This is a genomic window from Micromonospora sp. WMMA1996, assembly GCF_002573675.1.
Lineage (GTDB): Bacteria > Actinomycetota > Actinomycetes > Mycobacteriales > Micromonosporaceae > Micromonospora > Micromonospora sediminicola.
In genome coordinates this window covers 118,187-136,598 of the sequence record NZ_PDHU01000007.1, presented here as the reverse complement: position 1 = coordinate 136,598, position 18,412 = coordinate 118,187, and the positions used below count along the sequence as shown (strand labels likewise).

23 protein-coding genes and 1 pseudogene are annotated in these 18,412 nt (G+C 72.6%); 12 read left to right on the top strand and 12 right to left on the bottom strand.

What is annotated here, in order from left to right:
* Positions 1-110 precede the first annotated feature (110 nt).
* Both COO58_RS31335 and COO58_RS28470 read right to left on the bottom strand, forming a co-directional pair.
* Positions 111-236: a hypothetical protein gene (locus COO58_RS31335; RefSeq protein ID WP_369700229.1), complete on the bottom strand. Its 126-nt coding sequence runs from the start codon at positions 234-236 to the stop codon at positions 111-113.
* Positions 196-1,344 (bottom strand): cellulose binding domain-containing protein, encoded by a 1,149-nt coding sequence (locus COO58_RS28470; RefSeq protein ID WP_255292807.1) that lies wholly within the window; start codon positions 1,342-1,344, stop codon positions 196-198. Before COO58_RS28470 ends, COO58_RS31335 begins: the two co-directional genes overlap by 41 nt.
* A gap of 379 nt (positions 1,345-1,723) precedes the next feature.
* Between COO58_RS28470 and COO58_RS28465 the strand changes: the two genes are divergently transcribed.
* The 5 genes and pseudogenes from COO58_RS28465 (at position 1,724) to COO58_RS28450 (ending at position 3,773) form a co-directional block, all read left to right on the top strand.
* The gene (locus tag COO58_RS28465) at positions 1,724-2,101 is read left to right on the top strand and encodes a GTP-binding protein (RefSeq protein ID WP_369700228.1); all 378 of its coding nucleotides are present in this window, start codon (positions 1,724-1,726) and stop codon (positions 2,099-2,101) included.
* 125 nt (positions 2,102-2,226) lie between these two features.
* Positions 2,227-2,580, top strand: coding sequence for a DUF742 domain-containing protein (locus COO58_RS28460; RefSeq protein ID WP_098748006.1), 354 nt, complete (start codon positions 2,227-2,229; stop codon positions 2,578-2,580).
* A pseudogene (locus COO58_RS28455) lies at positions 2,561-3,168 on the top strand (ATP/GTP-binding protein). Before COO58_RS28460 ends, COO58_RS28455 begins: the two are co-directional and overlap by 20 nt.
* Positions 3,169-3,291: 123 nt before the next feature.
* The gene (locus COO58_RS31070) at positions 3,292-3,483 is read left to right on the top strand and encodes a hypothetical protein (RefSeq protein WP_255292806.1); all 192 of its coding nucleotides are present in this window, start codon (positions 3,292-3,294) and stop codon (positions 3,481-3,483) included.
* Entirely contained in the window at positions 3,456-3,773 is a 318-nt protein-coding gene (locus tag COO58_RS28450) for a GNAT family N-acetyltransferase (protein ID WP_255292805.1), read from the top strand. Before COO58_RS31070 ends, COO58_RS28450 begins: the two co-directional genes overlap by 28 nt.
* On the opposite strand, the gene COO58_RS28445 is transcribed toward COO58_RS28450, so the two are convergent.
* Positions 3,770-4,339, bottom strand: a complete 570-nt coding sequence (locus COO58_RS28445) for a DinB family protein (protein ID WP_091577246.1) — start codon at positions 4,337-4,339, stop codon at positions 3,770-3,772. The genes COO58_RS28450 and COO58_RS28445 overlap by 4 nt on opposite strands.
* 51 nt (positions 4,340-4,390) lie before the next feature.
* Positions 4,391-5,233 (bottom strand): LysR family transcriptional regulator, encoded by an 843-nt coding sequence (locus COO58_RS28440; protein WP_098747990.1) that lies wholly within the window; start codon positions 5,231-5,233, stop codon positions 4,391-4,393.
* A 95-nt stretch (positions 5,234-5,328) separates the two neighbouring features.
* Between COO58_RS28440 and COO58_RS28435 the strand changes: the two genes are divergently transcribed.
* On the top strand, positions 5,329-6,060 hold the full coding sequence (locus COO58_RS28435) for an SDR family oxidoreductase (RefSeq protein ID WP_098747988.1): 732 nt from the start codon (positions 5,329-5,331) through the stop codon (positions 6,058-6,060).
* Between the two features lie 118 nt (positions 6,061-6,178).
* Positions 6,179-6,625, top strand: a complete 447-nt coding sequence (locus COO58_RS28430) for an SRPBCC family protein (protein WP_098748004.1) — start codon at positions 6,179-6,181, stop codon at positions 6,623-6,625.
* A gap of 215 nt (positions 6,626-6,840) precedes the next feature.
* Here the strand turns inward: COO58_RS28430 and COO58_RS28425 are convergent, their stop codons facing one another.
* Both COO58_RS28425 and COO58_RS28420 read right to left on the bottom strand, forming a co-directional pair.
* Positions 6,841-7,026 carry a DUF397 domain-containing protein gene (locus COO58_RS28425; RefSeq protein WP_098747986.1) on the bottom strand — a complete coding sequence of 62 codons (186 nt, stop codon included), beginning with the start codon at positions 7,024-7,026 and terminating at the stop codon, positions 6,841-6,843.
* On the bottom strand, positions 7,017-7,784 hold the full coding sequence (locus COO58_RS28420; protein ID WP_098747985.1) for a DUF5753 domain-containing protein: 768 nt from the start codon (positions 7,782-7,784) through the stop codon (positions 7,017-7,019). The genes COO58_RS28425 and COO58_RS28420 overlap by 10 nt, the downstream gene beginning before the upstream one ends.
* Positions 7,785-7,872: 88 nt before the next feature.
* Here COO58_RS28420 and COO58_RS28415 point away from each other — a divergent pair, with 88 nt between their 5' ends.
* Positions 7,873-8,187: a hypothetical protein gene (locus COO58_RS28415; protein ID WP_013475922.1), complete on the top strand. Its 315-nt coding sequence runs from the start codon at positions 7,873-7,875 to the stop codon at positions 8,185-8,187.
* 97 nt (positions 8,188-8,284) lie between these two features.
* On the opposite strand, the gene COO58_RS28410 is transcribed toward COO58_RS28415, so the two are convergent.
* The gene (locus COO58_RS28410; RefSeq protein WP_098747983.1) at positions 8,285-11,140 is read right to left on the bottom strand and encodes an aconitate hydratase; all 2,856 of its coding nucleotides are present in this window, start codon (positions 11,138-11,140) and stop codon (positions 8,285-8,287) included.
* Positions 11,141-11,364: 224 nt separating this feature from the next.
* On the opposite strand from COO58_RS28410, the gene COO58_RS28405 reads away from it, so the two are divergent.
* Positions 11,365-12,018 carry a DedA family protein gene (locus tag COO58_RS28405; RefSeq protein ID WP_091573448.1) on the top strand — a complete coding sequence of 218 codons (654 nt, stop codon included), beginning with the start codon at positions 11,365-11,367 and terminating at the stop codon, positions 12,016-12,018.
* A 50-nt stretch (positions 12,019-12,068) separates the two neighbouring features.
* Here COO58_RS28405 and COO58_RS28400 read toward each other — a convergent pair whose 3' ends face one another.
* From COO58_RS28400 to COO58_RS30410, 4 genes are all read right to left on the bottom strand, one after another.
* On the bottom strand, positions 12,069-12,716 hold the full coding sequence (locus COO58_RS28400) for a C39 family peptidase (protein WP_098747982.1): 648 nt from the start codon (positions 12,714-12,716) through the stop codon (positions 12,069-12,071).
* Between the two features lie 980 nt (positions 12,717-13,696).
* Positions 13,697-13,900, bottom strand: a complete 204-nt coding sequence (locus COO58_RS28395) for a hypothetical protein (protein WP_255292804.1) — start codon at positions 13,898-13,900, stop codon at positions 13,697-13,699.
* Positions 13,894-14,616, bottom strand: coding sequence for a hypothetical protein (locus COO58_RS28385; protein ID WP_255292803.1), 723 nt, complete (start codon positions 14,614-14,616; stop codon positions 13,894-13,896). Before COO58_RS28385 ends, COO58_RS28395 begins: the two co-directional genes overlap by 7 nt.
* A 44-nt stretch (positions 14,617-14,660) precedes the next feature.
* Positions 14,661-14,831 (bottom strand): hypothetical protein, encoded by a 171-nt coding sequence (locus COO58_RS30410; RefSeq protein ID WP_172967964.1) that lies wholly within the window; start codon positions 14,829-14,831, stop codon positions 14,661-14,663.
* A gap of 19 nt (positions 14,832-14,850) precedes the next feature.
* Between COO58_RS30410 and COO58_RS28380 the strand changes: the two genes are divergently transcribed.
* Both COO58_RS28380 and COO58_RS28375 read left to right on the top strand, forming a co-directional pair.
* A complete protein-coding gene (locus COO58_RS28380) occupies positions 14,851-15,546 on the top strand; it encodes a hypothetical protein (protein WP_091573451.1) in 696 nt (231 codons plus the stop codon).
* Positions 15,547-15,586: 40 nt separating this feature from the next.
* The gene (locus COO58_RS28375) at positions 15,587-15,976 is read left to right on the top strand and encodes a hypothetical protein (RefSeq protein WP_091573452.1); all 390 of its coding nucleotides are present in this window, start codon (positions 15,587-15,589) and stop codon (positions 15,974-15,976) included.
* 69 nt (positions 15,977-16,045) lie between these two features.
* Here the strand turns inward: COO58_RS28375 and COO58_RS28370 are convergent, their stop codons facing one another.
* A complete protein-coding gene (locus tag COO58_RS28370; RefSeq protein ID WP_091573453.1) occupies positions 16,046-17,554 on the bottom strand; it encodes an APC family permease in 1,509 nt (502 codons plus the stop codon).
* 198 nt (positions 17,555-17,752) lie between these two features.
* Between COO58_RS28370 and COO58_RS28365 the strand changes: the two genes are divergently transcribed.
* Entirely contained in the window at positions 17,753-18,406 is a 654-nt protein-coding gene (locus COO58_RS28365) for a GPP34 family phosphoprotein (protein ID WP_091573454.1), read from the top strand.
* Positions 18,407-18,412 lie beyond the last annotated feature (6 nt).

The following is an 18,412-nucleotide window of genomic DNA, read 5'->3' as shown; positions in this document are numbered from 1 at the left end:
GAGGTTCGTGGCCGTGGCATATCGCCCGGCCTCGCCTGACAACGTCCCGCCGGAACCGGTGGCGTCTTCGCCCGGGGTGTGACCGGTGACCGGGTCACACCCCGGACACCTCAGCAGCCGATCCGGCTGGACCCGACCGCGACGTCGTCGTACCAGAGGGTGTCGGCCCCGCCGCCGTAGCTCTCCAGCCCAGCTTCAGGTCGGTGAGCTGCGGCCGCCAGGTGCGGTTGTACCACTGCCGTCGATGTCGTGCGTCGGTACGCCGTCGGCGGTCAGCCCCGCGACGGCGGCCCCGTCCAGCCAGGTACGGAGCTGCCCGGCCGCGCCGTCCACCATGAACTCCAGGCAGGCCCACCGGTTGGTGGGCAGCGGCACACTCTGCGCCACCCCGGCCGGGCTCTGCTCGGGCAGCGTCGCGTCGTCGGACGCGCGGTTCCACTGCAGGGCCCCGTTCTGGCCGCCCATCCGCAGGTCCTTGTTGCCGTCGGCGGCGTCGGTCATCGCGATCATCGTGGTGTGGTCGGTGGGTTGGGCGGTGGTGTGCCGGACCCAGATCCGGCCGTAGCGCACGCTGCCCAGGCCGGCGAGGTTCCGCGTCGACCGGATGAAGACGTGGTTGCAGTACCCCGCGGCGCCGGTGATCCGGATCGCCCGGCTGCCGCTGTGCGTGGTGCTCGTGTCGACTGTGGCCGTCCCGGCGCCGGAGCAGTCCGGGTTGACCACGGTCCAGTCGCCGGACGGCGTCGAGCCGGTCTGGGTCTCGAATCCGTCGCAGAGCACCGCCCCGGCGCACCCGGTCGGCGGCGGTGGCGGCTCGGTCGTGGGCGGGACGGTCGTGGGCGGGGCGCTGGTGGGCGGGGCGCTGGTGGGCGGGGCGGTGGTGGGCACCGTCGTGGTGGGCGCTCCGGTCGGCGTCGGCGCGGCGCCGTTGCACGCCACGCCGTTGAGGGTGAACCCGGTCGGCGTGCCGCCGCCGGTGCCGTACGTGCCCTGCACGCCGAACTCGGTGGAGCCGCCGGCCGGGATGCTGCCGTTGTACGACAGGTTGCGGGCGGTCACCGTGGCGCCGGACTGGCTGACCGTGGCGTTCCAGCCGTTGGTGACCCGGTCGTCCCCGGCGTACGTCCAGGTGACGGTCCACCCGGACACGGCGGTGTCGCCCGGGGAGACCTTGACGGTGGCGGTGAATCCACCGGGCCACCGGTTGGGGGTGTAGTCGACCCGGCAGCCCGGCGCGGCCGAGGCCGGGCCGGTGAGCACCGCCGTTCCGGTCGCGGCCACGGCGGCGGCCAGTGCGGCGACGACCGCCAGGGTCGGGGCGGGGCGGGCGCGGAGAATCGTCATGGGAAGTCCTTCTGCGTCGAGCGGGCGGAGGCGGCGCGGCGGCGCGCGTCCGGCGGGGACGCGGCGCGACGACGTGCCCTGGGTGCGGCGCGGCGGTGCGCCACGGCGACTGGTCGGTGCGTGCGACCGACGTGCCCGGCTCGGGGTGGACCTGTCAGCCGCCGACGGCCCGGTCACCCGGGCATCGGCGGCGCCCACCCACAATCTATTGACCGACACCTATCGAATCAAGCGGTCGGCTATTTCGGTGGACCGGCGCCGTCCGGCCGTGCCAGCCTGACCCGGAGACGGGCCGAACCGACCGACGGGAGCACGGCGATGCGAGGACTCGAAACCTTCCCGCCCATCCGGACGCGAGCTTTCGAGGACCCGTCGACCCATGCAGACCGTCAACCTCGGCATCGTCGCCCATGTCGACGCCGGTAAGACCAGCCTGACCGAACGCCTGCTGCACGCCACCGGCGCCGTCGACCGGCTCGGCAGCGTCGACGCCGGCACGACCCGGACCGACACCGGCGAGATCGAGCGCCGCCGGGGCATCACCATCCGCAGCGCGGTCCCCCCTTCCGGGTACGCGACCGCCAGGTCAACCTGCTCGACCCCCGGCACAGCGACTTCGTTGCCGAGGTCGAACGCGCGCTCGGGGTGCTGCAGCAGACCATCATCGAGATGCAGTCCTCCTTCCTCTTCGTCACCGCGGCCGGCCGCAACGCCTGCCTGGCGGTGCTGGCGGCGGAGGACGCGGACGTCGGCCTGATCGCGTACGAGATGGCCATGCTGGTCACCGGGTCGGCCGGTTCGTGGCATCACCGACCCGGGAACAGCCCCTCGGCGAGAACACGGCGCGATGACCGGCCCGGGGAGTCCGCGGAGCAGGAGTGGGTGGACGACCACGCCGGCCCGGTGGTGCGCCCGTACGCCGTGACCGGAGGCCGGGCCCGCCCGGTCACCGGGACGTTCGACCTGATCTCCCTGGTCAGCGCGACCCGCACGGATGTGGGGTCGGAGTCCGGGCTCGGCCCGGAGCACGTGGCGATCGTCGGCCTCTGCCAGCGGATCCAGTCCGTGGCCGAGATCGCCGCCCATCTCAACCTGCCGGTGGGCACGGTCCGGGTTCTCCTCGGAGACCTCGCCGCCCGCAGCCTGGTGCAGGTACGCGAGCCGCGCGCCACCCCCGCCGGCCTTCCCGACGAGCACGTTTTCGAGGCGGTAATCAATGGACTACGGGCGCTCTGAGCGGCCGGCGGGAGCGGCGCCGCTGCCCACCGCGATCAAGATCCTGATCGCCGGCGGGTTCGGCGTGGGCAAGACCACCCTGGTCGGCGCGGTCAGCGAGACCCGGCCGCTGCGCACGGAAGAGGTGCTGACCGAGACCGGCATCGGCATCGACGACCTGTCCGGTGTGGAGGAGAAGTCGACCACCACCGTGGCGATGGACTTCGGCCGCATCACCATCAGCGACGACCTGGTGCTCTACCTGTTCGGCACGCCCGGGCAGGACCGGTTCTGGTTCGTCTGGGACGAGCTGGCGCTCGGCGCCCTCGGCGCGGTGGTGCTCGCCGACACCCGCCGGCTGGCCGACTGCTTCCCGTCGATCGACTACTTCGAGGCCGGGGCACACCGTTCGTGGTGGCGGTTAACTGCTTCGAGGGCGCCCGGACGTTCCGGCTCGACGAGGTGCAGGCGGCGCTCGACCTGGACCCGGGCGTGCCGGTGGTGCTGTGCGACGCGCGGGAGCGGGACTCGGCCAAGGAGGTGCTGATCACGCTGCTGGAGCACGCCATGAAGCTGCGGGAGGCGCGCCGTCGGGCCGCCGGTGACTGACCGTCACCACTCGGCGGTTGGCGGCTCCTGCCGGCGGGTGCCGACGCGCCGCAGCAGCGCCGTGCGTCCGGTGCGCGAGCACCGGGCCGGCCTGGGCCGGCGGGTCGTGAGAGCCTGGCGCACATGACCGAGGTGACCGTCCGGGCGATGTCCCCGCAGGAGTTCGACAACTGGCAGCACGAACTCGCCGCCGGTTACGCCCGGGAACAGGTCGCCGCCGGCAACTGGCCGGCCGAGGAGGCGCTCGACCGGGCCCGGGCGGCCAACGCCACCCTGCTACCCAGGGCATGGCCACCCCCGGCATGCTCTTCCTGATCGGCGAGACGGCCGACGGATCCCCGGTCGGCCACCTGTGGATCGGCCTGACCCATCCGCGTGGCGTCCCGGACTGTGCCTTCCTCTATGACATCGAGGTGTCGCCCGAGCGGCGCGGCGCGGGCCTGGGCCGGGCGCTGCTCGCCGCGGGGGAGGCGGCGGCCCGGGAGCGGGGTGCCCGGGCGCTCGAACTCAACGTCTTCGGTGCCAACGAGCGGGCCGCGTCGCTCTACCGGACGTCGGGCTACCGCGTGGTCACCCAGCACATGCGCAAGGACCTTCTCGCCTAGCGGGCGCCGGCATCGAGGGCGGACCGCTCCACCCGCCGACGGTGGCTCCGCCACCAGGAGTCGTCGACGTCGGGCAGGTTGTCGAGCTGCGGCAGCAGCCCGGCCGTGCCGTCGATGAGCTCGCGCACGATGTCGGCGTGGCCGGCGTGCCGTTGGGTCTCCGCGACGACGTGGACCAGCACGGCGTGCAACGTGACCGTCGCGTCGCCCCACCACGGCACCACGCCGGTGTCATCGAGCGCCAGGGCCTCGATGGTGGCGTCGGCGTGGGCACACGCGCGACGGTACAGGTCGACGATCTCCTCCCGGGTCTCGTCGGCGGTCACCCACATGTCCGCGTTGGGTTCCGCTGACGCGTCGGCGTACGGCAGTTCCTCCGCGAAGGGGCGGCCGAACACGATCCCGAAATAGCGGCTCTCCCACACCGCCGCGTGTTTCACCAGACCGAGCAGGTTGGTGGCGGTCGGGGTCAGCGGACGCCGTACGTCGTACTCGCCGAGCCCGTCGAGCTTCCACAGCAGCGCGTCGCGGCCGCCCCTGAGGTAGGTGTGCAGATCCGCCTTCATGGCCGCCACTATGGCATTCGGCCCGAGCCGGCGCTGTCCCCTGCCGAGGGCCTAGAGGCGGGTGGCGGTGCGGACCAGCGCCGCCAGGGCGCGCGACCGGCTGTGCGGCGGCCACGCGATCACGGTGGTCACCGCGGGCGCGTCCGGCACCGGCACGGCGGCCAGATCGGGGCGCAGCAGGGGCCGGCACGACTCCGGCAGCACCGCCGCGGCCCGGCCGAGCGCGATGAGCTGGAACAGCTGGGCGTGCTCCCGGACCTGGGGGCCCGGTCCCTCGGGATAGGTGCCGTCGCGCTGCGGCCAGCGCGGCAACGGCAGGTCGGGCAGCGCCTCGACGTCGGCCAGCCGCAGCTGCGTCCGGCCGGCCACCGGATGCCCCGCCGGCACCACCGCCACCTGCTGCTCCGTCACCAGCGCCTCGGTGTCCAGCCCGGCGGTCGAGTCGAACGGGAGGTGCAGCAGCGCCACGTCGGCCCGTCCGTCACGCAGCAGCCGCTCCTGCTCGCCGATGCCGCACAGCAGCACCTCCACGGCCACCGCCTCGGGCTCCGCGGCGTACGCGTCGAGCAGTTTCGGCAGCAACTCGTGGGACGCGCCCGCCTTGGTGGCCAGGACCAGGCCGGGACCGCCGTCCGCGGCGGCGCGACGGGTCCGGCGGTCGGCGGCCGCCACCGCGTCCAGGGCGGCCCGTCCCTCGCGCAGCAGCACCGCGCCGGCCGGGGTCAGCGCCACGGCGCGGTGGTCGCGGTCCAGCAGCGTCACCCCGAGCCGCCGTTCGAGCTGGCGGATGGCCCGGGACAGCGGAGGCTGGGCGATCCCGAGGCGACGGGCGGCGCGGCCGAAGTGCAGCTCCTCGGCGACCGCGACGAAGTAGCGCAGCTCCCGGGTCTCCACCCGGCCACCGTACCCCCGGATCGATACCCGGCGGGTATCGCACGCTACCGAGACGGTGTTGGCCGCCCGATCGCGACACGACCAGGATCGACCGCATGAGCGAACGCACCGTCGCGCTGGTCACCGGCGCGAACAAGGGGATCGGGTACGAGATCGCGGCCGGCCTGGGGGCGCTCGGCTGGCGGGTGGGGGTCGGCGCCCGGGACGAGGGGCGCCGGGAGACCGCCGTGGCGACGCTGCGCGCGGCCGGCGTGGACGCGTTCGGCGTACCGCTGGACGTGACCGACGACGCGAGCGTGACCGCCGCCGCGCGCCTGCTGGAGGAGCAGGCCGGCGGTCTCGACGTGCTGGTCAACAACGCGGGCGTGACCGGTGGGATGTCGCAGCAGCCCGGCGGCGCCGACGTGGCGACGGTGCGGGCGGCGGTCGAGGTCAACGTGATCGGCGTGGTCCGGGTCATCGAGGCGACGCTGCCGTTGCTGCGCCGCTCGGCGTCGCCCCGGATCGTCAACATGTCCAGCGGCGTCGGCTCGCTCGCCCGGCAGAGCGCCTCCGCCGGCGAGCAGCAGACCGGGCCGCTGTCCGTCGCCTACGCGCCGTCGAAGTCGATGCTCAACGCGGTGACCATCCAGTACGCCCGGGCGCTGGCCGACACGAACATCCTGGTCAACGCCGCCTGCCCCGGCTTCACCGCGACCGACCTGAACGGTTTCCGCGGGGTGCGCACGCCGCAGCAGGGCGCGGCGGTCGCGATCCGGTTGGCGACGCTGCCCGACGGCGGGCCGACCGGCGGCTTCTTCGAGGACGCGGGCGTGGTGCCGTGGTGACCGGCCCGGTCAGCACCACATGACCGGGTTGCCGGTGGCGACCGACGCGGCGCACACCCTATGTGGCGACCGGCCGCGGTCGTGGCCCTGGCGGGACGGGCGTGCCATCATCGGCGGCGTGGCCACGCAGTCCCGGCACCTCAGTGTGCACATCGACCGTCCGGTCGCGGAGGTCTACGCGTTCGCGTCCGACCCGGCCAACCTGCCCCGCTGGGCGCCCGGCCTGGGTGGCTCGGTGACGCGCGAGGGCGGGCACTGGTACGTCGAGACGCCCGAGGGGCGGGCCGGGCTGACGTTCGCGCCGGCCAACGACTACGGCGTGCTCGACCACGAGGTGCGGACGCCGTCCGGCGAGACGGTGTACGTGCCGCTGCGCGCCATCGCCGACGGCGATGGCACCGAGGTGGTGTTCAGCCTCCGGCGGGGACCGGGCATGAGCGACGCCGACTTCGCGCGGGACACCGCGCTGGTCGAGGCCGACCTGGCCCGGCTCAAGGCCGTGCTGGAGTCGGCCGGTTGGAACGGCGAGGCGTCGATGGGGAAGAGGAACGATCCCCGTTCCTGACGCGGTCGATGCTCAGCCTGGAGCCCGGCACCGCGAGCACGGTCGAGACCACCACCGTCGACGAGGCAGCGACCTGCTCCCCGGACGCAGCGGCGAAGGGGTCTCCCGTCGGGCAGGGCAAGCTTGCCGCCCACCTCCGCGCTGCCCGGTCATGGTGCCACCCGTTCACCGGCGCAGCCGGCTCGCGGGTGCGCCACGTGCCTGGGGTGACCCGCTCAGCGGCGGGTCGACGTCACGAACCGGGTCCACGCCGCCGGGCTGAAGGTGAGCACCGGTCCGGCCGGGTCCTTCGAGTCGCGGACGCCGACCACGCCGGGCAGGTTGCCGGCGACCTCCACGCAGTCGCCGCCGTTGCCGCCGCTGCGGGTGCTCTTGCGCCACCGGGCGCCGCTCAGGTCCATGCCGCCGCCGCTTCCCTCAGCAGTTCCAGGGTCCGCGTGCGGGGCAGCGCCTCGCCCCGGATGCGTTCCCACCGACGCTCCAGGGTAGCAATCTCCGAGGGCTGCTCGATGATCTGCGCGCGGGCCTGGCTGTCCACATGCGCCACCCGAGTGCCGTCGCGCAGCTCCGCGATGACGAACGGGCCGTCCAGCCCGGGATAGGTCGGCGTGTCCACCGGCACCACGTGGAGCTGCACGTTCGGCAGTTCGGCGCAGGCGAGCAGATGGGTCACCTGCGCGGCCATCAATGCCCGGTCGCCGGCGGCGGCGCGGCGCAGCACCTGCTCGTCGAGCACCACGACGTACAGCGGCCCGCGCGCCCGGGTGAGGATGCCCTGCCGGTCCAGCCGGGCGGTGACCAGGTCGGTGACCTCGTCGGCGGTCAGCGGCTGGCCGATGAATGTGGCCCGGGCGTACGCCTCGGTCTGCAACAGGCCCGGCACCCACGCCAGTTGGAAGGCGCGCAGCGCGACCGCCTCGCGTTCGATGTCCACCCACGGGCGGAACCACACCGGCTCGCGACGGCGGATCGCGTCCGGCCAGAGCGCCTCGATCGGCTGGCCCAGCAGATTCGCCACAGTCGCGCGGTGCCGGCTCTGCGGGATGTGCCCGGGGTTCGCCCACCGGGCCACCGTCTTCGGGTGCAGGCCGAGCCGCTCCGCCAGGCTCTCGGCGGTGTGGCCGGCACCGGCCAGCGCGGTGACGAAGGCATGGTTCATGCCCGTTCCTCCCCGGAGCAAAAGAACCGTCCGGAGGAGATTACACAACGCTGTGTGATTGTTCGGGCACCATCGGCACGGTGGAGGCATGACCGAACCGACACCGACATCGGCGTACCCCCGGGTGGTGCTGCCGCTGACCGGCCACCGCGCGTGTGGTCCGGCCTGGCGCTGCGACCGCTGCGGTGAGCCCTGGCCGTGCCCGACCCTGCGGGCCGCGCCCACCGACGCGGCCCGCCGCGCCACGATGATCCCCGAGTTCTCCCGGCTCACCCGGCAGGCCATCCGCGACCTGCGTGGCCGACCCGACGGCCCGGACCCGATCGCGATCGTGCGGCGCTTCCTGTGGTTCCTGCCGCTCACCGACGCCGAGGCGCGCGCCGTCGCCCTCCGCCTGCGCTGAGGGTGTAAGGAAGGGCCCCTTATTAACGCCTGGGGTAGAGGAAGGGCCCCTTTTTAACAGCGAGCTGTTAAAAAGGGGCCCTTCCTTACATCCAAGGTCAGCTGGCGATCATGCGGCGCAGCACGTACTGCAGGATGCCGCCGTGCCGGTAGTAGTCCGCCTCACCCGGGGTGTCGATGCGGACCACGGCGTCGAACTCCACGCCGGTGTCGGTGGTGACCTTCACCGTGCGCGGGGTGTCGCCGTCGTTGAGCGCGGTGACGCCGCTGATCGAGAACGTCTCCGTGCCGGTCAGGCCCAGCGACTCGGCGGTGGTGTCCACCGGGAACTGCAGCGGCAAAACGCCCATGCCGATCAGGTTCGAGCGGTGGATCCGCTCGTACGACTCGGCGATGACCGCCTTCACGCCCAGCAGCATGGTGCCCTTGGCCGCCCAGTCGCGCGACGAACCCGAGCCGTACTCCTTGCCGGCCAGGATGACCAGCGGGACGCCCGCCTCCTGGTAGGCCATCGAGGCGTCGTAGATCGAGGACTGCTCGCCGGTGAGGTGGTTGACCGTGAAGCCGCCCTCCACACCGGGGACGAGCTGGTTGCGCAGCCGGATGTTGGCGAACGTGCCCCGGATCATCACCTCGTGGTTGCCCCGGCGGGAGCCGTACGAGTTGAACTCGTGCCGGGCCACGCCGTGCTCGGCCAGGTACTTGCCGGCGGGGGAGTCCGCCTTGATCGAGCCGGCCGGGGAGATGTGGTCGGTGGTCACTGAGTCGCCCAGCTTCGCCAGCACCCGCGCGTCGGCGATGTCCTGCACCGGGGTCGGCTGCTGCTGCATGCCCTCGAAGTACGGGGGCTTGCGCACGTAGGTCGACTCGCCGTCCCAGGAGAACGTGTCGCCGGTCGGGGTCGGCAGCGACTGCCAGCGCTCGTCGCCGGCGAACACGTCGGCGTACGCGGAGCTGAAGCCGGTCGCGCCGATCGCCGAGGCGATGACGTCCTGGATCTCGGCGGTGTTCGGCCAGATCTCCCGCAGGTACACCGGGTTGCCCTGCGAGTCCTCACCGATCGGCTCGTTGGCCAGGTCGATGTCCATCGTGCCGGCGAGCGCGTACGCGACCACCAGCGGCGGGGACGCCAGGTAGTTCATCTTGACGTCCGGGTTGATCCGGCCCTCGAAGTTGCGGTTGCCGGACAGCACCGACACGACGGCCAGGTCGCCCTCGTTGACGGCGGCGGAGACCTCCTCCGGCAGCGGGCCGGAGTTGCCGATGCAGGTGGTGCAGCCGTAGCCGACCAGGTTGAAGCCGAGCTTCTCCAGGTACGGCGTGAGGCCGGCGCGGTCGTAGTAGTCCATGACGACCTTTGAACCCGGCGCGAGGGTGGTCTTCACCCACGGCTTGCGGGCCAGGCCCTTCTCCACCGCGTTACGGGCCAGCAGCGCGGCGCCGATCATGACCTGCGGGTTCGAGGTGTTGGTGCAGGAGGTGATCGCGGCGATCACCACGGCGCCGTGGTCCAGCTCGTACTCGACGCCGTCGGCGCCGGTCACGCGTACCGGGTTGGTGGCCCGGCCGCCCGCGCCCACGGCGGCGGTCTCCAGGTCGCGCGGCGCGTCCGCCGGGTCGTTGACGCCGTTGGCCGGGGCATCGCTGGCCGGGAAGGACTCGGCGCTGGCCTCGTCGGCCGGACCGTCGGTGCCGAACGGCTTCTCCTGCTGCGGCACGCCGGGCTTGCGACCCGGGTCGCCGCCGGTCTCGTCGGCGGCCACGTAGTCGGTCAGCGCCGAGCGGAACAGCGTCTTGGCGCTGCCCAGCGGCACCCGGTCCTGCGGGCGCTTCGGGCCGGCCAGCGACGGCTCGATGGTGCCGAGGTCCAGCTCCAGGCGCTCCGAGTACTCCGGCTCGCGCGCCGGGTCGTGCCAGAGGCCCTGCTCCTTGGCGTACGCCTCGACCAGCGCGACCTGAGACGCGTCGCGGCCGGTCAGCTCCAGGTAGCGGACGGTCTCGGCGTCGATCGGGAAGATCGCCACGGTCGAGCCGTACTCCGGCGACATGTTGCCGATGGTGGCGCGGTTGGCCAGCGGCACCGCGCTCACGCCCGGGCCGTAGAACTCGACGAACTTGCCGACCACGCCGTGCTTGCGCAGCATCTCGGTGATGGTGAGCACCAGGTCGGTGGCGGTGGTGCCGGCCGGCATCTCGCCGGAGAGCTTGAAGCCGACGACGCGTGGGATCAGCATGCTGACCGGCTGACCGAGCATCGCGGCCTCGGCCTCGATGCCACCGACGCCCCAACCCAGCACGCCCAGGCCGTTGACCATGGTGGTGTGCGAGTCGGTGCCGACGACCGTGTCCGGGTACGCCTGGCCGTTGCGCTCCATGATCGTACGGGCCAGGTACTCGATGTTGACCTGGTGCACGATGCCGGTGCCCGGCGGGACGACCTTGAACTCGTTGAACGCGGTCTGGCCCCAGCGCAGGAACTGGTAGCGCTCCTTGTTGCGCTCGTACTCCAGCTCGACGTTGCGCTCGAAGGCGTCCTCGCGGCCGAACAGGTCGGCGATGACGGAGTGGTCGATGACCAGCTCGGCCGGGGCGAGCGGGTTCACCTTGGTGGCGTCGCCGCCGAGGTCGCGGACCGCCTCGCGCATGGTGGCCAGGTCGACGACGCAGGGCACACCGGTGAAGTCCTGCATCAGCACCCGGGCCGGGGTGAACTGGATCTCCACGCTCGGGTCGGCGGTGGGGTCCCACGCGCCGAGCTGCTGGATGTGGTCGGCGGTGATGTTCGCGCCGTCCTCGGTCCGCAGCAGGTTCTCCAGCAGGATCTTCAAGCTGTAGGGCAGCCGATCGTGGCCCTCCACCTTGTCGATCCTGAAAATCTCGTAGCTCGCGTCTCCGACGCGTAGCTGGGTCTTCGCACCGAAGGTGTCGAGGCTCGCCACGTCGTACTCCTTCACACCAGCGACCGTGAGTAGTCCTGAGCAGTTTGTCGCACCGACCGGGGCGCCGCCGTGCTTAGGCGACACTTACCTACGTCGGTCTCTACAAAACCGTACGTCCGTCTTGCTATTCGCGCAACCTCGTGCCAGCGTGCGGGACGCGGTGGGCTCCCGGCGGGCGACGGGTCCGCACGTGTCCTTCGGGCCCTCGGGAGGCGAGGTCGCGCGGGTAGGGTCGGTGCGTGGTCGACGTGCAGCACTGGCTCTCCGCGCTACCCCCGGGCGTGATCTACCTGATCGTGGGCGGGGTGATCGGCGTCGAGAGCATGGGCATCCCACTGCCCGGCGAGATCGTGCTGGTCAGTTCCGCCCTGCTCGCCGCCACCGGGGTGGTCCAGCCCGAGTGGGTGGCCATCGCCGCCGCGACCGGCGCGATCGTCGGCGACTCCATCGGGTACGCCGTGGGCCGTCGTGGCGGTCGGCCGCTGCTCGAACGGCTGGGCCGGCGCTTCCCCAAGCACCTCGGCCCGGCGCACCTGGCCCGCGCCGAGCAGAGCTTCGCCCGTCACGGTGTCTGGGCGGTCTTCTTCGGGCGGTTCGTCGCGCTGCTGCGCATCCTCGCCGGCCCGCTGGCCGGGGCGCTGCACGTGCCGTACCGCCGGTTCCTGGTGGCGAACGCGGCCGGCGGTCTGGTCTGGGCGTTCGGCACCACCTACCTGTTGTTCTCCGTCGGGCGGGCCGCCGAGCACTGGCTCAAGGACATCTCCTGGGCCGGGCTGGTGCTCGCCGTGCTGGCCGGCCTGGTCAGCACCGCGTGGCTGCGCCGCCGCGCGAAGCGGCTGGGCCCGGTCGAGACGCCCGACCAGGCCGAGCCGGTCGGGGCGACGGAACGCTGAGAAAGGGCCCGACCCCGTGGTGGGGTCGGGCCCTTTGCCGTGTTGGTGGGTCAGCTGGTGCTGTAGCCGCGGGTGGCGATCCAGTCGGCGAGGTTGTCGATGCTCATCCGGTAGGTGGCGGTGTTGGGGTCGGCGCTGTCGGCGATGGTGACGGTGTTGCCGTTGTCGCGGTAGCCGATGACGCTGATGTAGTGGCCGCCTTCGAAGGAGTGGGTGGTGTTGTCGGTGTCGGTGGCGGTGCCGGCGATGTTGGCCACGACGGCGCGGCCGTCGTCGACGGTGCGGATGATGTCGGCGCGCAGGGTGTCGGTCTGCTTGTTGTCGGCCTTACCGCTCTTGATTTCGACGGAGCGGTAGGGCTTGCCGGTTTCCTTGTTCAGGACGGGGGTGATGTCGTTGATGCTGTTGGTGCCGGCTTCGGTGGTGCCCATTTCGCGGGCCATGGCGTGGACGTCGATGTTCTTGCCCAGGACGCTGATGGCGTTGCGGGTGGCGGCGGGGCCGCAGTAGTAGAAGTTCGGCTGGGCTTCGTAGCGCACGTCGAGTTCCCGCTCACCGTGGCCCTTGCGGTCGGCGACCACGGTGGTGGTGTCGGTGGGGGCGGCGTGGGCGGCGATCGCGGGGCCGGCGATGCCACCGGCGGTCGCGGCGATACCAGCAGCGGTCAGCACGGTCTTACGCAGCAGAGTGGTAGCCATGATGATGCCTCCCAAAGGGGGGGGTGGGGGCACGGCACGGGGGTGCCGTGTGAAAGGGGGGAAGTCTGAAAGTCCGGCAGCCCGACAGGGCGTGCACGGGGCCTGCGCGGCGGCCAGCGGGGGGGCCTGCACGGGCGGCTCAGGGGGATGTAACCACCGGCGGGGGGCCGGTCATTCCGACCGGGCCTGGCCTGCCGACGCGATGGTCGGGGCGGCGCGTGGTCTACCCGGTACAACGCCGCACCCCCGGCACCGATTCCACGCTCACGGTGGCGCCGACCACCGCCAAACCCGGCACACGGGTTCATGGCACGCAGCCACTGTGCGTGGCGGCCCGCCGAACCGGACATCAGGGCGGTTATCTCCGGACACCTCCGCGTCGACGTCGGCTCTGGTCGACGGTCCCGAGATCTTGGAAGGTAGCGGCCTCCATCGGGGCCGTTTCCTTCCAAGATCTCGAGGCGTCCCGGGCGGTGATCCTGAGGCGAGCAGCCAACACCCCACACGGCGCAGTTGGCATCCGGCCGGCGGGCACCACCGACGGGGGACGTCTGGTGACCCCGCACGGGCCGGGCGGCGCCCCGTCACGCTGCCTATCGAGCTGATGCCGTCAACGACTCACGCTCTCCTCGCGGAAGGGCGCCGACGCCCGGAAGCGACTCACGCTCTGGTCGCGGGCGGGTCCCGGCCCTCCGAGTCGTTTCTGATATCAGCTCGAAAGGCGTTGCGGAGGCGAGTGCTGCGGGCGCGGGCTGTGCCCGATCCGTCCTGGGTGCAGGGGCGGCGACCGAGCAACCGGCCCGGCGTCGCCCGCATTCGGCGGCCGGCTGGCGGACACGCGAATGTCACGGCCCGACGCACCGACAGCAGGCCAGGCTCACCCCGGGGCGTCCCACCCGAGGGTCGGCACCCGGCACCAGCCACGTCGCCGCGAAGAGCCCCGCCGTGTCGCCGGCATCTCGGCGTCATGGATCGGGACGTCAGGTGAGCAGGTCGAGCAGGGCGTCCCGGGCGGTGCGGACGGCAGTCCGGGATTCCTCGGTGTGGTCCAGAGCGTCGAATCCGTGCCGTCCGTTCGGTACGTCCACCACGCGCATCGGCAAACCCTGTCGCTCGGCGGCGGCGGTGAACGCCGCGACGGTGGAGGCGACCTCGGGTCGGTCCCGCCCGACCCGGGTCAGCACGAGCGTCGGCGGAGCGCCGACGGCGGGAACCACACCGGCCGAGCCCGCGCCCGTCGCGCCGGCCGCGCCCGTCGCGCCGGCCGCGCCCGTCGCGCCGGCCGCGCCCGTCGCGCCGGCCGCGCCCGTCGCGCCGGCCGCGCCCGTCGCGCCGGCCGCGCCCGTCGCGCCGGCGGCGCCCGCCGGTCCGGCGGCGTCGGCTGTGGGGGAGTGGGAGTGGGCGGGATGAGGGCGTCGAGCGGGTGGAAGCGCCGGTCGATCGGAGGCCAGTCGGGCAGGGGCGCCAGAAGCGGGTACGTCGCGGCGAGGCCGCGCAGCCAGCGGGGCGGGTCGCGCAGCCAGTCGCCGAGCAGCAGGCCCGCGCCGGAGAAGAACCACACTGCCAAGCGGTCGCTGTCGACGCGGGGATCGGCCCGGAGCAGGGCGGCGGCGTCGGCGATGCGGGTGGCGACGGTGGTCAGGTCGTCGGGGCTCGCCACGGCGAGCCGAGGGATCGCGACGACCGCGCCTCGGTCGGCGAGCAGGGCGCCGTAGCCGCGGTAGAGCGGCCAGTCCCGGGCGTCCGGCGCCTGCGGAGGGCCGGGGACGCCGTGCACCACCACCACGCCGGGGTGGGGACCGTCGCCGGCCGGCAGGTGCAGGTCGACGTCACCGTGTCGCTCGGTCGGGGCGGGTGGGGGATCGAGAATAAACTGCGTCTCCCAGAAACTGTTTCCCATCGCACCGATGATAGGGCAGGTCACCGCCGCCCGTAACCCTCCAGTCAGGAGGAGGAAGAAGCCTTCGCGTGCCGCTCGCGCAGCCGGTCCCGGATCTCCTCCGGGGTGTACGCCCGCCGCCGTCGTTCCGCCCGGGCCACGACCACGCCCGTCGCCGCGACGCCGGCGAGACCGGCCAGGCCGAGCAGCTTCCACCACCGCACTCGTTGCCGCATCGGCTTAGGGTAGTCCTCCATGAGCATCAGCCTGGACGAGGCCGTGGAGCTGACCCGCACCGGCGACCTGTGGGTGTTCCGCGGACGCAGCGTGCCCGATCGGGCCATCCAGTTCACCACCAACAGCCCGGTCAACCACGTGGGTATGGCGGTGGTGCTGGACGACATGCCGCCGTTGATGTGGCACGCGGAGCTGGGCCGCTCGCTGCCGGACATGTGGACCGGCACGCACCAGCGCGGCGTGCAACTGCACGACCTGCGCGACGCGGTCTGCGTCTGGGCCAACCGCTACGGCCAGCGGGGCTGGCTGCGTCAGCTCGAACCGCCGGTCGACGCCGCGATGGAGGAGGCGGTGCTGCGTACCGTGGCCCGTCTCGATGGAACGCCCTTCCCGTCGACGGCGCAGCTCGCGTGGCGCTGGGCCCGGGGCCGGGTGCCGCACCCCCGCCGCCGTCCATTCACCCCGGACGGGGGCCCGCCGACGGACGGGAGCGGGTCGACCGAGGGCGGCCGGACCTCCGGCCGCGACCGGGCGCTGGAGACGGCGTACTGCGCGGAGGTGGTCGCGGTGACCTACGAGGCGATGGGGCTGCTGCCCGCCGGCCGGCGCCCCAACTGGTACGACCCGGGGCGGTTCTGGAGCGGCGACGACCTGGCCCTGACCGGCGGCGCGCAGCTCGGCGCGGAGATCGAGGTGCGCATCCCACCCCGCTGACCAGGTTTGCCCGGTCGGCCGGCCGGTAATGAGGAGCCTCGTGACGGCTTCCACCGACCTCGACACGCTGACCGACTTCTTCGACCGGTACGGCGTGGCGCTGACCACCGCCGACGTGCCGGCCATCGCCGGCTGCTACGCCCTGCCCGGGCTGGTGGTCGCCGACACCTACAGCTTCTCGTTCACCTCGCCGGCCGCCGTGGCGCTGAGCTTCGTCGGCGCCGCACCCGACTACCAGGAGCGGGAACTGGTCGCCGCGAACGCCCAGATCGAGGACGTGCAGCAGGTGTCGGCGCTGCTCACCGAGGTGGCGGTGCGGTGGGAGTTCCTGGACAGCCAGGGTGGCGCGGTGCCGGGCGAGCGCTACCGCTACGTGCTGCGGACCACCGACGAAGGCCCGGTGATCTGCACCGTCATCCGCACCGCCTGAACCGCCCCCGGTGTTAAGCGGGGGCCCCTCCTCTACCGCATGCGTTAAGAAGGGGCCCCTCCTTACCTGTCAGCGGCGGCTGCCGACCCAGCGGTCGGCCTCGGGCGCCGAGTGCAGGCCCGGCTCGTGCAGGCCCTCCTCGGTCACCTGGCCGATCCGGCGGTAGGTGTCCGGCCGGCTGGTCCGCAGCACCGCGCCCCAGATCAGGCCGAGCGCACCGGCGATCACCGGGATCGCCGGCAGCAGCCACTTGAGATAGCTCGCGGTGTCCGGCGCGAGCAGCGCGTCGAAGTTGAACAGCAGCACCAGCAGCACGGCGGTGAGCAGAACCGTGCCGAGTGCCGGGGCGATCGCCCGCTGCCACAGCGTCTCCGGGCCGGAGCGGCCCCGGAAGAAGCCGACGACGGCGGCGGAGGTGAGCGTCATCAGCAGCACGACACCGACCGCGGCCGAGCCGGACAGCCAGGTGAACAGGTCGATGACCGGGTCCCGGCCGGTGACCGCGAACGCCAGGAAGACGACCACGGCCAGCACGCTCTGCACCAGCGAGCCCGCGACCGGAGCGCCGCTGCGGCTGGAGGTGGCGCCGAGGAAGCGGGGCAGGACGTTCTCCCGGCCCAGCGCGAACAGGTAGCGGGCGACGCCGTTGTGGAACGACAGCAGGGCGGCGAGCACGCTGGTGATGAACAGGACGTTGGCGATGTCCGCGACGACCGCGCCGGTGTACTGGTCGAGGGCGCCGAAGACGACGCCCGGCCCGGCCTCGCCGCTGGCCTGCGGCGCGTTCTCCGGCCCGGTGAGCACGGTCAGCGCCCAGGCGGAGAAGGCGTAGAACAGACCGGTGAAGGCGACCGCGATGTAGGTGGCGCGGGCCACCGTGCGCCGCGGGTCCTTCACCTCCTCGCTGTAGATGGCGCCGCTCTCGAAGCCGGTGAAGGAGGCGATGGTGAAGGCGAGCACGGCGCCGAACCCGGCCCCGAACAGCTGCCCGGGGCTGATGCCGGCGGTGGTGACGCTGCCGCCGGCCGGGTGGGCGAACGCGACCAGGTCGAAGATCAGCACCACGATGCACTCGAGGACGAGCAGCACCGCCAGCACGCTCGCGTTGAGGTCGATGCGCAGCACGCCGAGCACGCCGATGAAGACCCAGGCCAGCAGCGCCCAGACCCACCAGGCCAGGTCCAGCCCGGCCTTGGCCGACATGAAGTCGGAGACGATGGCGCCGAGCAGCCCGTAGAGGCCGATCTGGATGGCGTTGTACGCGGCCAGCGCGACCGCCGAGCCGGCCACCCCGCCGGCCCGGCCGAGGCCGTTGGCGATGTACGCGTAGAACGCGCCGGCGTTGGCGACGTACCGGCTCATCGCGGCGTAGCCGGTGGCGAAGACCGCGAGGACGGCGGCGAGCAGCACGTAGCCGAGCGCGGCGCCGATGTTGCCGCTGACGGCGTACATGGTGGTGACACCGCCGCCGAGAACGGTCAGCGGGGCCGATGCGGCGACGGTGAAGAAGACGAGATGGGCGGTGCCGAGACGGCCACGGCGCAGCCCACCGTCGGAGAAGAACGGATCGGAGGACAAGGCTTCTCCAGGGGAGGGGGTGAGGGGGTAGAGGTGTCTACTTCGGAACAGCCTGAAGCAGGGTATTGGTGATCACGGATCGTCACAACCCCACTTCGATATCGATTGGGGCGCGCGTGTACGACCGGAATTGAGCTGTGCGTGGTCATGCCGTACCGTCCCGTGTCGACGATCACGGCCACCGTTCGAGGATGGACCATGACCTACCCCGGGGCACAAGCCACGTACCGGCTCGCCGATGCGCTGTTCCTCATCGGACACGACGAGTTCACCGGTAAGCCGCACGTCGCCGTCGACCGGCTGGAGTGCGGGCTGGCCGGTGCCGCGCTCGCCGAGCTGATGTTCGAGGGGCGGATCGCGCTCGACGGTGGCGGCATCGCCGCGGTCGACCCGCGGTTGTGGCAGGAGCCGCTGACCGACCTGCTGATCACCGAGATCCTGCGTCGTGAGGGCGCGCATCCGGCCCGGCTGTGGATCCGCTACCTGCGCACCCAGCTCAACATCAACGAGCGGGTCGGCACCCGGCTGGTCACCGCCGGCGTCCTGCGGCGCGAGCAGGGCAAGCTCATCGGCCGGTCGGTCCGCTGGCCGGCCATCGACCCGAACCAGGCGGCCTCGCCCCGGGTGCGGCTGACCGCCATGCTGATGCACTCGTCCCCGGCTGAGCTGGACCCGGGCACGCTGCTGCTGGCAAGCCTCGCCGAGGCGGTCGGGCTCGCCACGCACATCTTCGACCCGCAGGTGGGCGGCCGGATGCGGGACTGCCGGCGGTTCCTGCCGGCGCAGCTCGACGGGCTGCTCGCCGCCGTGGTCGGCGCGCTCGACGCCAGCACCACGACGGTACGCCGCTGAGGTCCC